This is a genomic window from uncultured Pseudacidovorax sp., assembly GCF_913773995.1.
In the GTDB taxonomy this organism is placed as follows: domain Bacteria; phylum Pseudomonadota; class Gammaproteobacteria; order Burkholderiales; family Burkholderiaceae_C; genus Xenophilus.
This window is the reverse complement of the sequence record NZ_CAJYES010000018.1, coordinates 35,398-49,427: the sequence shown is the minus strand read 5'-3', so window position 1 is coordinate 49,427 and position 14,030 is coordinate 35,398. Positions and strand designations below refer to the sequence as shown.

The following is a 14,030-nucleotide window of genomic DNA, read 5'->3' as shown; positions in this document are numbered from 1 at the left end:
TGTGCGTTGTTGATGGCTGCCTGCTTTTCGCCTTCGGAGCGGGCGATGTAGGCCTCGCGCTCGCCTGTGGCAATGTTGATCTGCTCCTGGCGGCGGCCCTCTGAAGCAGCGATCAGGGCGCGTTTTTCGCGTTCGGCCGTGATCTGCGCCTGCATGGCGCGCAGGATCTCGGCGGGCGGCGTCAGGTCCTTGATTTCGTAGCGGAGCACCTTCACGCCCCAGTTGAGCGCGGCCTCGTCGATGGCCGCCACCACTTGCGCATTGATGATGTCGCGTTCCTCGAAGGTCTTGTCCAGCTCGAGCTTGCCGATCACGCTGCGCAGAGAGGTCTGCGCCAACTGGGTGACGGCAACGATGTAGTTGGACGAGCCGTAGCTCGCGCGCATCGGATCGGTGACCTGGAAGTACAGGATGCCGTCCACCTGCAGCTGCGTGTTGTCCCGCGTGATGCAGATCTGGCTGGGTACATCGAGCGGAATTTCCTTCAAGCTGTGCTTGTAGGCGACGCGGTCGATGAATGGGATCAGGAAGTTGGGCCCCGGCGTCATCGTGCTGTGGTACTTGCCCAGGCGTTCTCGGACCCAGGCGTTCTGCTGCGGCACGAACTTGATGGACTGCCAGATGAAGATGACGGCGATGACCAGGATGACGATGGCAATTTCCATGGCAGTTCGATGGGTGGTGGGTGAAAGGTTCCGCGAGGTACGGTGAGTTCCGCCTATCAGAGCGGCTCGAGCACAAGACGGTTGCCTTGCAACTCGACAACGCGATGTGCACCAGGTTGGCCGTGGCTGCCCGCACGAAGCACGGCCGTCCATTGGGCGCCCCTGTGGCGCACGAGGGCCGTGCCATCCGCGAGCCACGCGTCGACCTGTACGCGCTCGCCGATGTCGAGGTTCATGTCGGGACTGGCCTGCGGCGGCGGACCGGCCGGGCGTGCGCGCTGCTTCAGATACCAGGCGCCCACCGTGGCGACGCCGACTACGGCGGCGACGACCAGTTGGACGGGCAGCGCGGCACCCAAGTGCGCTGCCACAGCCGCAGCGGCGAAGGCGACCGCCGTCAGGAGGAGGTAGATGGTGCCGGTGACCAGTTCGAATGCGACGGCTGCACCGGCCAGCAGCCACCAGAGCGTCGATTGAGCCATGGACGAGTTCCTACAGCAAAGGGGTGGCGGGAAGCCCCACATTCTGGGGCACACAGCGTGACGCGACCGTCATCTGGATTCCTTACACTTCGCGCCTTCTTTGCGCACCCCCCAAAAAGCCGGAGCCCGACAGCCCATGAAATTCCGCTTTCCCATCGTCATCATCGACGAGGACTTCCGCTCCGAGAACACCTCCGGACTGGGCATCCGCGCCCTGGCACAGGCCATCGAGAGCGAGGGCTTCGAGGTGCTGGGCGTGACCAGCTATGGCGACCTGTCGCAGTTCGCGCAGCAGCAAAGCCGGGCGAGCGCCTTCATCCTGTCGATCGACGACGAGGAGTTCAGCATCGGTCCGGACCTCGACCCCGCCGTGCTGAACCTGCGCACCTTCATCGGCGAAGTGCGGCGCAAGAACACCGATGTGCCGATCTACATCTACGGCGAGACCAAGACCAGCCGGCACCTGCCCAACGACATCCTGCGCGAGCTGCATGGCTTCATCCACATGTTCGAGGACACGCCGGAGTTCGTGGCCAAGCACATCATCCGCGAGGCCAAGAGCTACCTCGAGACGGTGCAGCCGCCGTTCTTCAAGGCACTGATCGACTACGCGGAAGACGGCTCCTATTCGTGGCATTGCCCGGGCCACTCGGGCGGCGTGGCTTTCCTCAAGAGTCCCATCGGCCAGATGTTCCACCAGTTCTTCGGCGAGAACATGCTGCGCGCCGACGTTTGCAACGCGGTGGAAGAGTTGGGCCAGCTGCTCGACCACACCGGCCCCGTGGCTGCCAGCGAGCGCAATGCGGCGCGCATCTTCAATGCCGACCACTGCTTCTTCGTCACCAACGGCACGTCCACATCCAACAAGATGGTGTGGCACCACACGGTGGCGCCGGACGATGTGGTGGTGGTGGACCGCAACTGCCACAAGTCCATCCTGCACGCGATCATCATGACCGGCGCGATCCCGGTCTTCATGAAGCCCACGCGCAACCACTACGGCATCATCGGCCCGATCCCCAAGAGCGAGTTCGAGCCCGAGGCGATCAAGGCCAAGATCCGCGCCAACCCGCTGCTCAAGGACGTCGACGCCGACACGGTCAAGCCGCGCGTGCTCACGCTCACGCAGTCCACTTATGACGGCGTGATCTACAACACCGAGACCATCAAGAGCATGCTCGATGGCTACGTCGACACGCTGCACTTCGACGAAGCCTGGTTGCCGCACGCGGCCTTCCATCCCTTCTACGGGCCGTACCACGCCATGGGCAAGCGGCGCGCGCGGCCGAAGGAGTCGCTGGTGTTCGCCACCCAGTCGACGCACAAGCTGCTGGCCGGCATCAGCCAGGCCAGCCATGTGCTGGTGCAGGACTCGCAGAACCGCCAGCTGGACCGTGACCTCTTCAACGAGGCCTACCTGATGCATTCGTCCACCAGCCCGCAGTACGCCATCATCGCGAGCTGTGACGTGGCGGCCGCCATGATGGAGCCGCCCGGCGGCACGGCGCTGGTGGAAGAGAGCATCCTCGAGGCCCTGGACTTCCGCCGCGCCATGCGCAAGGTGGAGGAGGAGTTCGGCAAGGACGAATGGTGGTTTAAGGTCTGGGGCCCGGAGCACCTGGTCGAGGAAGGCATCGGCCGCGCGGACGACTGGATCATCAAGGGCGAGACCCGCGCCGGCAACGGCGGCAAGAAGAACGGCGCGCGCAATTGGCACGGCTTCGGCAAGCTGGCCGACGGCTTCAACATGCTCGACCCCATCAAGTCGACCATCGTCACGCCCGGTCTGGATCTGGACGGCAAGTTCGCGCCCACGGGCATCCCGGCGAGCATCGTCACCAAGTTCCTGGCCGAGCATGGCGTGATCGTGGAGAAGACGGGCCTCTATAGCTTCTTCATCATGTTCACCATCGGCATCACCAAGGGCCGCTGGAACACGCTGCTGACGGCGCTGCAGCAGTTCAAGGACGACTACGCCCGCAACCAGCCGATGTGGCGCATCCTGCCGGAGTTCTGCCAGCAGCATCCCATCTACGAGCGCATGGGCCTGCGCGACCTGTGCCAGCGCGTGCACGAGCTGTATGCCAAGTACGGCATCGCCCGCCTGACCACCGAGATGTACCTTTCGGACCTGGAGCCGGCCATGAAACCCAGCGAGGCCTTCGCCCACATCGCGCACCGCAAGACCGAGCGGGTGGAGATCGACCACCTCGAAGGCCGCATCACCACCAGCCTGATCACGCCGTACCCGCCGGGCATTCCGTTGCTGATTCCGGGCGAGGTCTTCAACAAGAAGATCGTGGACTACCTCAAGTTCGCGCGCCAGTTCAACCTGGAGTGCCCGGGCTTCGAGACCGACATCCACGGTCTGGTGGCCCGCGTGGACGAGAAGGGCAAGAAGCGCTACTACGCGGACTGCGTCAAGCGCTGAGCCTGCACTCGACGGCGCGCAGCCCTGGTGCGCTGCGCGGCCGCATCACCCGAATCGCAGTGCCATCACGCCGCTGACCACCACGGCGGTACCGAGGGCGCGCTGCAGGCCGAAACGCTCCCGCAGCCACAGCGTGCCGATGAGCGCGGCGAAAAGCACCGAGGTCTCGCGCAGTGCCGCCACCACCGCCACGGGTGCCCGGGTCATGGCCCACAGCGCGATGCCATAGCTGGCCAGCGAGGCCGCCGTGCCCAGCCACGCCACGCCCAGGCGGCCCCGCATGTAGGCGAGTGCGGCACGCCGCCCCTGCGGGCCGCGCCGCCACAGCACCAGCAGCATGAAGGGCAGGCCGTCGAAGACGAAGAGCAGGGCAACGTAGGCGGCGGCATTGCCGCTGGCCCGCACGCCGAGGCCGTCCACCACGGTGTAGAGCGCGATGATGCAGGCGTTGGCTAGCGCGAAGCCCAGGGCCTTGCCGCGGTGTCCGGACGTGTGCAGATGACCCGGCGAGAGACCGAGCGTGAGCACGCCAGCACAGATGCCGGCTACACCGAACCATGCGAGCCCCGAGAGGCGCTCGCCCATCACCGCGAGGCTGCTGAGGGCCACCATTAGTGGCGCGCTGCCGCGCATCACCGGATAGGCCAGTGCCAGGTCGCCGTGCTTGTACGCGCCGGCCAGCGCCACGTAGTAGCCCACATGGATCACGACCGAGGCGGCCAGATAGGGCCACGAAGCGGCGGCCGGCAGACCGGTGAAGGCCAGGATGGGCAACGCGATGAACAGTCCAAGACTGTGGATCAGTGCCGTGTCCAGCGACTTGTCCGACGCTGACTTGATGAGCGCGTTCCAGCTGGCATGGAGCACCGCGCCGAACAGCACGGCCAGTGCGACGGGGCCCGTCAGCGTCATGCGCCTGGGGCCAGCATGCAGCGACGCGCGCGCGCCAGATAGTGCGCCAGGTCGGGAGTGGCAAGGTCGGCCTGTTTGGCCGTGTCGTCCCACAGCCGCAGGCGGATCGCCTCCTGCGCATGGGGGCGCTGCATGAAGCGCATGGCTTCTTCGTCGCTGAATACGCCGCCCTGCAGAACCAGGCTGCGCTTGGAGTCGTCCGAGAGGGCGGCCCAGTAGTCCGGACGGGTCGCGCACAGGTAGCGCTTGGCGTCGACGTGCCAGGCAATGGCGTCCAGGACGCGATCCGGAAAGAGCCCCCGCAGGAAGGGCAGGGCATGAAACTGGTGCCGGTCGTCGATGCCGCGAAGCGTGGGCGTTTCGCCCTGGTCGTTGAGCAGATGGCCGATGTCGTGCAGCAGGGCGGCCGTGACGAGCGCGTCGTCGGCACCGTCCTGCTCGGCCAGGTGGGCACTTTGCAGCGCGTGTTCCAGCTGGGTGACCGGCTCGCCGCTGTATTGCTCGGCGCCGCGGCGTGCGAACAGGTTCTCGATGTCGTGCAGCGTCAGCATGGCGGGCCTCAGGGCGTGGCAACGGAGGCGGCTCCGCTGGCGGCCGTTGAGCCGCGGTGCTTCTCCCAGTTCAGGCGGGTGCGCTCGCGGCTGTTCATCACATGCTGGTACATGGCCTGGCCCGCGGCCTCCGGATCGCCGGAGGCGATGGCCTTGAGGATGGCGCGGTGCTCGCGCGAGTACACGGCCATGGACTCGTCGGTGAGGTTCTGCCGGCGGAACAGCGAGAGCTCGTTCACCAGCTTGCGGTAGGTGGCCACGAGCTTGACGTTGCCCGCGAGTTCCAGCAGGCGGTCGTGGAAAGCGAGATTGAAGCGGTGATAGTCCTTGGCATTGCCGGCCTTCACGGCCTGCTCCATGGCCTCGACCAGTTGGCGCAACTCGCGCACCTGCGTCGGCGTGGCCGTCTCGGCCAGCTTGCGCCCGACGTACAGGTCCATCACGGCACGCACCTCGAAGATCTCCAGCGCTTCCTCGATGGGCACATCGCGCACGAAGACACCGCGGTTCTTTTCGGTGCGCACCAGCCCGCCTTCCTCCAGCATGCGGAAGGCCTCGCGCACCGGCCCGCGCGAGACGCCCAGCTGATCGGCCAGCGTGGCCTCGGTGAGCTTGGCGCCGGGGCCGAGCTCACCGTCCAGGATCATGCGTTCGATCTCCGCCTGCACCACATTCGCCAGCGAATGGCACTGAAGCTGTGCGATGACGGGATGGGTGGAGACCTTCTTGGCGGGAGCGGCGGGCATGGCGCGATGGTAGGTTCGAGAGCGTAGATTGTCTACGATCTACAAAGAACAATAGACAAAATGCTGGAGCAGGCCCCGATTTTGCTTGGCGAGCATGTCACGAAGATGTCGTTTCGCGGCGGCACATTCGCCCGGTCATTTCCTCGAGGAGCCTGCCCATGCACTTTTCCGTCAAGACCATTGCGACCGCCCTCATCGGCGTGGCAGCCGCCGGCGCGGCCTTCGCGCAGAAGACCCAGCTGACCGTCTACACCGCGCTGGAGACCGATCAGCTCAAGGCCTACCAGAGTGCCTTCAACAAGGTCGAGCCCGACATCGAGATCAAATGGGTGCGCGACTCCACCGGCGTGATCACCGCCAAGTTGCTGGCCGAGAAGGCCAATCCCCAGGCAGACGTCGTCTGGGGCGTGGCCGCCTCCAGCATGGCGCTGTTCGACAAGCAGGGCATGCTCGAGCCCTATGCGCCATTGAACCTGGATGCGGTGATGCCGCAGTACCGCGACAAGAAGAACCCGCCCGCCTGGGTTGGCATGGACGTGTTCGGTGCCGTCGTGTGCTTCAACACGGTCGAGGCCAAGAAGAAGAACATCCCCGTCCCCACCACCTGGAAGGACCTGACCAAGCCCGAGTACAAGGGCCAGGTGGTCATGCCCAACCCGGCATCGTCGGGTACGGGCTATTTCGACGTCGCGGCCTGGCTCCAGCTGTGGGGGGACGACGCCGGCAAGGGTGGTGGCTGGAAGTACATGGACGCGCTGCACGAGAACATCGCCCAGTACACGCACTCCGGCTCCAAGCCCTGCAACATGGCGGCTGCGGGCGAATACGTGGCCGGCATCTCCTTCGAGTACCGCGGCTACACCAACAAGGCCAAGGGGGCACCCATCGAACTGGTGTTCCCCAAGGAGGGCCTGGGCTGGGACCTGGAGGCCGTCGGCATCTACAAGGGCACCAAGAAGCTGGACGCCGCGAAGAAGCTGGCGAACTGGGCGACGTCGAAGGACGCCATGCTGCTCTACGGCAAGAACTTTGCCGTGACTGCCCAGCCGGGCGTGGCACCTAAGCTGGCCGGTATTCCTGACGACTACGAGGCCCGCCTGATCAAGATGGACTTCGAGAAGTCCGCCACCAACCGCGAGCGCACCCTGGCCGAGTGGACGCGTCGCTACGACGCCAAGAGCGAGGCGAAGAAGTGATGAACGCGCCGGCGCGTGCCCATGCGGCCGAACGCAGCGTGGGTGCTGCGCCGGCGTCGCTGACCCTGGTCGAAAGCGTGCCCCAGCCCGACTACCTGCGGCTGCAAGGCGTGCACAAGCGCTTCGGTGCCTTCACGGCGCTGGAGTCGATCGACCTGAGCATTCCGCAGGGCGAGCTGGTGTGCTTTCTCGGCCCTTCGGGCTGCGGCAAGACCACGCTGCTGCGCATCATCGCGGGGCTGGAGACGCAGACGGGCGGCCAGCTGTGGCAGGCCGGTGCCGACATCTCTCGCCTGCCGCCCGCGCAGCGCGACTACGGCATCGTCTTCCAGTCCTATGCGCTCTTTCCCAATCTGAGCATCGCGGACAACGTGGCCTATGGCCTCGTCAACCAGCGGCGCCCCCGCAAGCAGATTGCTGCGCGCGTCGATGAGCTGCTCCAGCTCGTGGGCCTGCCCGGCAGTGGCAGCAAATATCCGGCGCAGATGTCCGGCGGCCAGCAGCAGCGGGTGGCGCTCGCGCGCGCGCTGGCGGCATCGCCGGGCCTGTTGCTGCTGGACGAGCCTCTGTCGGCGCTCGATGCCATCGTGCGCGTGCACCTGCGCAACGAGATCCGCGCGCTGCAGCGTCGGCTCGGCGTGACCACCATCATGGTCACGCACGATCAGGAAGAGGCGCTGTCGATCGCCGACCGGATCGTGGTGATGAACCACGGCGTGATCGAGCAGGTGGGCACGCCGCTGCAGGTCTATCGTGAACCGGCCACGCCCTTCGTGGCCGAGTTCGTCGGCAAGGTCAACCGGCTGCCAGCCGTGGCCGAGGGCGGGCGCTGGTTCCGCTGTGGGGACCGGCGCTGGCAGGTAGAGGCCGGCCACGGCGCCGACTATCGCCCGGGCCGCGACGTGATGCTCTACCTGCGTCCGGAAGACAGGGCAATGACGGGCTTCGACGCGGACCATCTGGGCCCGTGCACAGGCACCGTCGCGCACATCGAATTCCTGGGCGGCAACTGCCTGGCCGAACTGGTGGTCGAGGGGCTGCCCACGCCGCTGCAGCTGCAGTTTTCGCTCAGCCAGATGGACGAGTTCGGCGTGCAGGAGGGGCGGCGCCTGCGCTTCGCGCTGCGGCTGGATCGGCTGCGGGCCTTCCCCGCTGCGGAGGCCTGAGCATGCAGACCGCGATCCGCCTGCCGGCCGTGCGGCAGCAGGTCCATTGGAGCGACCGCGTCGCCCAACTGCTGCTGCTCGCTGTGGCACTGCTGCTGGTGGTGGGCCTGCTGCTGCCGCTGGGCGCCATCCTGTCGCAGGCGCTGCAGCAAACCGAGGAACGCTCGGGCTGGGACCACTTCCGCACCTACCTGGCGTCGCCTGCGCTGCTGGGCAGCCTCTGGAACAGCCTGTGGGTATCGGCGCTGGTGACGGCCATCGTCATACCGCTGGCCTTCGGCTTCGCCTATGCGCTCACGCGCAGCTGCATGCCCGCCAGGGGCCTGCTGCGAAGCATCACGCTGCTGCCGTTGCTTGCGCCTTCGCTTCTCTCCGCCATCTCGCTGATCTACTGGTTCGGCAACCAGGGCGCGGCGAAGGGTCTGTGGCAGGCGTTGGGCTTCGACAGCATCTACGGTGCGCCCGGCATCGTGCTCGCGGAATGCTTCGCCACCTTTCCGCATGCGCTGATGATTTTGGTGACGGCGCTGTCGCTGGCCGATGCGCGACTCTATGAAGCGGCCGACGCGATGGGCACACGCACGCTGCGGCGCTTCTTCACCATCACCCTGCCGGGCGCCAAATACGGAATGATCTCCGCCGCGCTGGTGGTGTTCACGCTGGTCATCACCGATTTCGGCATCCCCAAGGTGGTCGGCGGCAACTTCAACGTGCTGGCCACCGACGTGTTCAAGCTGGTGATCGGCCAGCAGGACTTCCAGCGCGGGGCGGTCGTCGCGCTGCTGCTGCTGGCGCCCGCGCTGCTGACCTTCGTGGTCGATCACGTCGTCCAGCGCAAGCAGACGGCGATGCTCACCGCGCGTGCGGTCGCGCTCGTGCCGCGTCCGGCGAGGGCTTTCGATGCGGCCATGACGGCCTACTGCCTGCTCGTCTGCGCTCTGATGCTGGCGATGTTCGGCATGGCGGTGTTCGCGTCCTTTGCCAAGCTGTGGCCCTACAACCTCACGCCCAGTCTGGATCACTACATCGCCGGCATCGTCGATGCCGAGCTGGGCGGTGCGGTGCTCAACAGCCTGCTGCTGGCGGCCTGCACGGCCGTGGCCGGTCCGGCGGTGGTGTTCTGTGGTGCCTACCTGCTGGAGAAGACGCGCGGCCTCGATGCGCTGTGTCCGGCGATCCGGCTGATGGCCATGCTGCCCATGGCCGTGCCCGGGCTGGTGCTGGGCCTGGGTTACATCTTCTTCTTCAACGCACCGTGGAACCCGCTGAACGGCCTTTATCAGACGATGGGGCTGCTGGTGCTGTGCACCGTGGTGCACTTCTACACGACGGGGCACCTGACGATGGTGACGGCCCTGAAGGCCATCGATGGTGAGTTCGAGGCGGTGGCCGCCTCGCTCAAGGTGACGATGTTCACCACCGTGCGCCGCGTGACGCTGCCGATCTGCCTGCCGGTGCTGCTCGACGTGTCGCGCTACTTCTTCATCAACGCGATGACCACCATCTCGGCGGTCGTCTTTCTCTACTCGCCGGAAACCCGCCTCGCTTCGGTCGCCATCCTCAACCTGGACGAAGCCGGTGAGATCGGTGCCGCCGCTGCCATGGCCGTCCTGATCGCCGGCAGCTCGGCGGCGGTGACCGTGCTTTATCTGCTGCTCGGCCGCTGGGCCGACCGCCGCACCCAGCGCTGGCGCGCGCGATGAGCAGGAACCTGACCGTATGAGCAACACCTCTTTCGACCTGATCGTGGTCGGTGCCGGCATCGTCGGCCTGGCCCATGCCTACACCGCTGCCCGCCGCGGCCTCAAGGTCTGCGTCATCGAGAAGGACGCGGCCTGCATCGGCGCCTCGATCCGCAACTTCGGCTTCGTGACCGTGACCGGGCAGGGCGCCGGCGACACCTGGCGCCGGGCCCGCCGCGCCCGCGAGGTGTGGGGCGAGGTGGCGCCACAGGCCGGCATCGACGTGGTCCACCAGGGCCTGTACCTCACAGCCTTCCGCGACAAGGCGCTTGCGGTGCTGGAGCAGTTCATGGATACCGAGATGGCCGAGGGCTGCGAACTGCTGGACCTCGCCGAGGCCGCACGGCGCGCGCCCGCATTGCGGGTGGAGGGCGCGCATGGGCCCGCCCGTGCCGTGCTCTACAGCCCGCACGAGGCGCGCGTCGAGTCGCGCACCGCCATCGGCCTGCTGGCGGCCTGGCTGGCCGAGGCGCATGGCGTGGTCTTCCGCTTTGGAGAGCAGGTGCTGGAGGTGGCGACGCCGCGCGTGCGCACCTCCCGCGCCATGCTGCATGCTGAGCGCGTGGCCGTCTGCACCAACATCGAATTGAACGGTCTGTTCGCCGAACGGCTGGCGCCGCATCGCCTGCAGCTGTGCCAGCTCCACATGCTGCGGGTTCGGCCGCCAGAAGGCTTCAAGCTGCCGGGCTCGGTCATGGCCGACCTCAGCCTTGTGCGCTACCACGGCTACAGCCGACTGCCGGCCGCACAGGCGCTGCTTGCCCAGCTGGAGGCGGAGGAGGGCGAGTCGCTGGCGCATGGCATCCATCTGATCGTGGTGCAGAGCGCCGACGGCACGCTCGTGGTAGGCGACTCCCACCACTACGGCCCGGTACTCGAGCCCTTCGCCGACACGCATGTGGATGCGCTGATGCTGCGCCACATGCAGGAGGCGCTTCACCTGCCCGACTACACCGTCACACAGCGCTGGGTCGGCACCTATCCCTCATCGCCCGTGACCGACTGCCTGATCGACGCACCCGACGACGCTACGCGGCTGGTGATCGTCACCAGCGGCACCGGCGCCAGCACCGCCTTCGGCATCGCCGAAGAGGTCTTCGCCGGCTGGTAGGCCGGGCCCGCTGCACATCCCATGAACGACCAAAACAAACTCCAGGCCGTCGTCTTCGACTGGGCCGGCACCATCATCGACTTCGGCTCCTGCGCGCCCATGGGGGCCTTCGTGCGCCTGTTCGAGCGTTACGGCATCGACCTCAGCATCGCCGAGGCACGCGGCCCCATGGGCGTGGCCAAGTGGGACCACATCCATGCACTGAGCCAGCTGCCGCGCGTGGCGGCGCAATGGGAGGCACGCTTCGGCCGCGGCTTCACCCGCGCCGACATCGACGAGCTCTACGAGGTCTTCACGCCGATGAATGCGGCCGTGGTGCCCGACTTCTGCGACTTCATCCCCGGTGCCTTGGGCACCGTGGCGGCGGTGCGCGCCCGCGGGCTGCGCATCGGCTCCACCACGGGCTACAACCGCCCGATCATGGAGGTGGTGACGCCCATCGCCGCGAAGGGCGGTTATGTGCCCGACAACCTCGTCTGCGCGGGCGACCTGGCGGCCGGTCGGCCATCGCCGCTGATGATGTACCGCTGCTTCGCCGATCTGGGCGTGTGGCCAGCGCATACGGTCGTGAAGGTGGACGACACCGGTGTCGGCGTGCAGGAGGGCCTGAATGCGGGCACATGGGCGGTCGGTTTGGCGATCAGCGGCAATGCGGCGGGTCTCACGCTGGCCGAGTGGCAGGCGCTCGATGTCGAGGGCCAAGCCCAGGTGCGCGCCCGCGCCACCGCGGAGCTGCAAGGTGCCGGCGCGCATTACGTGATCGACAGCGTGGCAGACCTGCTGCCGGTGCTGGACGAAATCGAGGCGCGGATGGCACGCGGGGAGCGGCCGGCGATCTGAGCGCCGGCTCGGGGGGCGATGCGCTGACGGCGCATGGTCGCGGAGGGAAGGCAGCGTTCCAGCTCAGCGGCAGCCAACGCGGGAAACGTCATGGCTCGGGCCGCCGCCAGAGCCATACCAGCACGCAGGCCATGGCACCGATTCCCGCAGCGGCACCCCAGCGCGAGGGCGACAGCCAGATCAGCACGATGGCGCACGCGCCCATGGCGGCCGCGGCGCTGCGCTTGGCGCGGCGGCTGACGCGCCCGCCGGCACGCCAATCGAGGATCAGCGGCCCGAACAGCGGATGCCTTTCCAGCCAGGCCGCGAGCCGCGGCGAGCTTCGGGCCGCAGCCCAGGCGGCTAGCAGCACGAACGGCATGGTCGGCAGGCCCGGCAGGACGACGCCGGCCACCGCCAGCGCGAGTGCCACCACGGCCAGCGCCATCATCAGCCACCGCGCCGGACCGCGCAGATGACGCGGTGCCTCGTCCTCTCGGGCGGGCGTGGGGGGCGGCGTTGCTGCACGGCGCTCAGCGGTCCGTGCGCACGCGCATGAAGCGCGCGAAGCGCGGAAGGCCCTGCGCCGTGAGCCCGTTGTAGCGGTAGGTGACGGTGCTGCCGATGGGCGGCGGATCGTCACGCTGCGCATCGGTGAAGCCGCCGCCCAGTTTGAAGACGAGGCCTTCCGACGTGCGGACCTGCAGCGCACCCAGCCGCCCCGCATGCCGGCCTTGCCCGGGCAGATGGGCGAGCACCACCGCCTCGGCATCGTCATAGGGCTTGACCTTGAGCAGATCCGCACTGCGGCCCGCACCATAGAGCGAGCTGCCCCGATGCAGCATCAGCCCCTCGCCACCGCCGCGCACCGTGGCATCGAGGCGTCGCTTGAGCGCATCGGCCGTGGTCGCACGTTCCTGAGCGACGGGCTCCAGCCAGGGGATGGCCGCAATCGGCAGCAGCCGCTGCAGCACCTGCAGCCGATGGTCGAAGTCGCCGGGCTCGGCGGGCAGGTCGAAGACCATGAAGCGCATGGCGCGCCAGGCGGCATCGTCCGGCGTCTGGCTGCGGACGGTGCCCGAAGCATGCTCGAAGAGACCGCGGCCGGCCCAGAGTTCGCCATCCATGGGCTGCCTGGGCCAATTCGCGGTGAACCAGGCCGGTGCGGCGACGCGTTCGCCGCCGCGCGTCCACAGGGCCTGTCCGTCCCAGTAGCCGCGCACGCCGTCGTACTTCTCGCTGACCCAGTAGCCGTCGAGCGGCATACCGGCGCGCCAGACCTCCGCCAGCATCAGAGCCGGCGGCGCGGCCCAGACCGGTGCGCACAAGGCGACCGACAGCGCCGCCAGCAGAAGACCGCGACGCCGCATGCCTGTCACGCGAGAAGAAGGGCGATCAGCCCTCGGCCGGCTCGTCGATGCCTCCGACCACGTTGCTGAAGCCGCCGTCCACGTAGGTGATCTCGGCGGTCACGCCACCGGCCAGGTCGGACAGCAGGAAGGCCGCCACATTGCCCACGTCGTCGATGGTCACGTTGCGGCGGATCGGCGAGACCGCGGCCACGGCGGGCAGCAGCTTGCCGAAGCCCTTGATGCCGCTGGCGGCCAGCGTCTTGATGGGCCCGGCGCTGATGCCGTTGACGCGCACGCCCTTGGGGCCCAGCGAGCCGGCCAGGTAGCGCACCGAAGCTTCGAGGCTGGCCTTGGCCAGGCCCATGGTGTTGTAGTTGGGCACCACGCGCACCGCACCCAGGTAGGTCAGCGTGAGCAGCGCGGCCTGGTCGTTGAGGTAGGGCAGGGCGGCCTTGGCCATGGCCGGGAAGCTGTAGGCGCTGATGTCGTGCGCGATCTTGAACGCTTCGCGCGACAGCCCTTCGAGAAAGTCGCCGGCGATGGCCTCGCGCGGCGCGAAGCCGATGCTGTGGACGAAGCCGTCGAACTTGGGCCAGGTCTGCGACAGGTCTTCGAACAGCTTGGCGATCTGGGCGTCGTCGCCCACGTCGCAGTCGAACACCAGCTTGGAATCGAAGTCGGCGGCGAACTCGGTGATGCGGTCCTTGAAGCGCTCGCCCACGTAACTGAAGGCGAGCTCGGCGCCTTGCGCGTGGCAGGCCTTGGCGATGCCGTAGGCGATGGAACGATTGGAAAGGACGCCGGTGATCAGAAGTTTCTTGCCGCTGAGAAAGCCCATGGGTCTGCCTTGAGAAAAA

Annotated in this window: 14 protein-coding genes; 6 read left to right on the top strand and 8 right to left on the bottom strand. The window is 67.3% G+C overall.

The annotated features are described in order from the left end of the window. The coding region (locus QZ772_RS01755) for a paraslipin (protein ID WP_295522440.1) at positions 1-665 on the bottom strand (665 nt) is incomplete at its 3' end. A 56-nt stretch (positions 666-721) separates the two neighbouring features. Further along, complete coding sequence (locus QZ772_RS01750; protein ID WP_295522438.1) at positions 722-1,147, bottom strand: NfeD family protein; 426 nt, start codon at positions 1,145-1,147, stop codon at positions 722-724. Between the two features lie 136 nt (positions 1,148-1,283). Here QZ772_RS01750 and QZ772_RS01745 point away from each other — a divergent pair, with 136 nt between their 5' ends. Continuing rightward, on the top strand, positions 1,284-3,578 hold the full coding sequence (locus tag QZ772_RS01745) for an arginine/lysine/ornithine decarboxylase (RefSeq protein WP_295522436.1): 2,295 nt from the start codon (positions 1,284-1,286) through the stop codon (positions 3,576-3,578). Between the two features lie 45 nt (positions 3,579-3,623). Here the strand turns inward: QZ772_RS01745 and QZ772_RS01740 are convergent, their stop codons facing one another. Genes QZ772_RS01740 through QZ772_RS01730 form a run of 3 tightly spaced genes read right to left on the bottom strand, consistent with a single transcriptional unit; the run spans position 3,624 to position 5,787 of the window. Further along, positions 3,624-4,490: an EamA family transporter gene (locus tag QZ772_RS01740; RefSeq protein WP_295522434.1), complete on the bottom strand. Its 867-nt coding sequence runs from the start codon at positions 4,488-4,490 to the stop codon at positions 3,624-3,626. Beyond that, a complete protein-coding gene (locus tag QZ772_RS01735; RefSeq protein ID WP_295522432.1) occupies positions 4,487-5,041 on the bottom strand; it encodes a phosphonate degradation HD-domain oxygenase in 555 nt (184 codons plus the stop codon). Before QZ772_RS01735 ends, QZ772_RS01740 begins: the two co-directional genes overlap by 4 nt. Positions 5,042-5,049: 8 nt before the next feature. Then, the gene (locus QZ772_RS01730; protein WP_295522430.1) at positions 5,050-5,787 is read right to left on the bottom strand and encodes a phosphonate utilization associated transcriptional regulator; all 738 of its coding nucleotides are present in this window, start codon (positions 5,785-5,787) and stop codon (positions 5,050-5,052) included. A gap of 158 nt (positions 5,788-5,945) precedes the next feature. Between QZ772_RS01730 and QZ772_RS01725 the strand changes: the two genes are divergently transcribed. The 5 genes from QZ772_RS01725 to phnX all read left to right on the top strand — a co-directional run bounded on the left by QZ772_RS01725 (position 5,946) and on the right by phnX (position 11,842). Further along, on the top strand, positions 5,946-6,983 hold the full coding sequence (locus QZ772_RS01725; RefSeq protein WP_295522428.1) for a putative 2-aminoethylphosphonate ABC transporter substrate-binding protein: 1,038 nt from the start codon (positions 5,946-5,948) through the stop codon (positions 6,981-6,983). 77 nt (positions 6,984-7,060) lie between these two features. Then, positions 7,061-8,149: a putative 2-aminoethylphosphonate ABC transporter ATP-binding protein gene (locus QZ772_RS01720; RefSeq protein ID WP_295522448.1), complete on the top strand. Its 1,089-nt coding sequence runs from the start codon at positions 7,061-7,063 to the stop codon at positions 8,147-8,149. Positions 8,150-8,151: 2 nt separating this feature from the next. Further along, positions 8,152-9,852: a putative 2-aminoethylphosphonate ABC transporter permease subunit gene (locus tag QZ772_RS01715; protein WP_295522426.1), complete on the top strand. Its 1,701-nt coding sequence runs from the start codon at positions 8,152-8,154 to the stop codon at positions 9,850-9,852. Between the two features lie 16 nt (positions 9,853-9,868). Further along, a complete protein-coding gene (locus QZ772_RS01710; RefSeq protein WP_295522424.1) occupies positions 9,869-11,002 on the top strand; it encodes a TIGR03364 family FAD-dependent oxidoreductase in 1,134 nt (377 codons plus the stop codon). Positions 11,003-11,023: 21 nt separating this feature from the next. Next, on the top strand, positions 11,024-11,842 hold the full coding sequence (gene phnX / locus QZ772_RS01705) for a phosphonoacetaldehyde hydrolase (protein ID WP_295522422.1): 819 nt from the start codon (positions 11,024-11,026) through the stop codon (positions 11,840-11,842). Between the two features lie 88 nt (positions 11,843-11,930). On the opposite strand, the gene QZ772_RS01700 is transcribed toward phnX, so the two are convergent. The 3 genes from QZ772_RS01700 to fabI all read right to left on the bottom strand — a co-directional run bounded on the left by QZ772_RS01700 (position 11,931) and on the right by fabI (position 14,011). Continuing rightward, a complete protein-coding gene (locus tag QZ772_RS01700; protein WP_295522420.1) occupies positions 11,931-12,272 on the bottom strand; it encodes a YbaN family protein in 342 nt (113 codons plus the stop codon). An 82-nt stretch (positions 12,273-12,354) separates the two neighbouring features. After that, positions 12,355-13,191, bottom strand: coding sequence for a DNA ligase (locus QZ772_RS01695; RefSeq protein WP_295522418.1), 837 nt, complete (start codon positions 13,189-13,191; stop codon positions 12,355-12,357). Between the two features lie 25 nt (positions 13,192-13,216). Beyond that, the gene (gene fabI / locus QZ772_RS01690; protein ID WP_076504461.1) at positions 13,217-14,011 is read right to left on the bottom strand and encodes an enoyl-ACP reductase FabI; all 795 of its coding nucleotides are present in this window, start codon (positions 14,009-14,011) and stop codon (positions 13,217-13,219) included. Positions 14,012-14,030 lie beyond the last annotated feature (19 nt).

What these genes read in the sequence shown, in the direction of transcription:
- QZ772_RS01750 (WP_295522438.1), bottom strand. Translation starts at nt 1,147, where the DNA reads ATGGCTCAATCGACGCTCTGGTGGCTGCTGGCCGGTGCAGCCGTCGCA.
- QZ772_RS01745 (WP_295522436.1), top strand. Translation starts at nt 1,284, where the DNA reads ATGAAATTCCGCTTTCCCATCGTCATCATCGACGAGGACTTCCGCTCC.
- QZ772_RS01740 (WP_295522434.1), bottom strand. Translation starts at nt 4,490, where the DNA reads ATGACGCTGACGGGCCCCGTCGCACTGGCCGTGCTGTTCGGCGCGGTG.
- QZ772_RS01735 (WP_295522432.1), bottom strand. Translation starts at nt 5,041, where the DNA reads ATGCTGACGCTGCACGACATCGAGAACCTGTTCGCACGCCGCGGCGCC.
- QZ772_RS01730 (WP_295522430.1), bottom strand. Translation starts at nt 5,787, where the DNA reads ATGCCCGCCGCTCCCGCCAAGAAGGTCTCCACCCATCCCGTCATCGCA.
- QZ772_RS01725 (WP_295522428.1), top strand. Translation starts at nt 5,946, where the DNA reads ATGCACTTTTCCGTCAAGACCATTGCGACCGCCCTCATCGGCGTGGCA.
- QZ772_RS01715 (WP_295522426.1), top strand. Translation starts at nt 8,152, where the DNA reads ATGCAGACCGCGATCCGCCTGCCGGCCGTGCGGCAGCAGGTCCATTGG.
- QZ772_RS01710 (WP_295522424.1), top strand. Translation starts at nt 9,869, where the DNA reads ATGAGCAACACCTCTTTCGACCTGATCGTGGTCGGTGCCGGCATCGTC.
- phnX (WP_295522422.1), top strand. Translation starts at nt 11,024, where the DNA reads ATGAACGACCAAAACAAACTCCAGGCCGTCGTCTTCGACTGGGCCGGC.
- QZ772_RS01700 (WP_295522420.1), bottom strand. Translation starts at nt 12,272, where the DNA reads ATGATGGCGCTGGCCGTGGTGGCACTCGCGCTGGCGGTGGCCGGCGTC.
- QZ772_RS01695 (WP_295522418.1), bottom strand. Translation starts at nt 13,191, where the DNA reads ATGCGGCGTCGCGGTCTTCTGCTGGCGGCGCTGTCGGTCGCCTTGTGC.
- fabI (WP_076504461.1), bottom strand. Translation starts at nt 14,011, where the DNA reads ATGGGCTTTCTCAGCGGCAAGAAACTTCTGATCACCGGCGTCCTTTCC.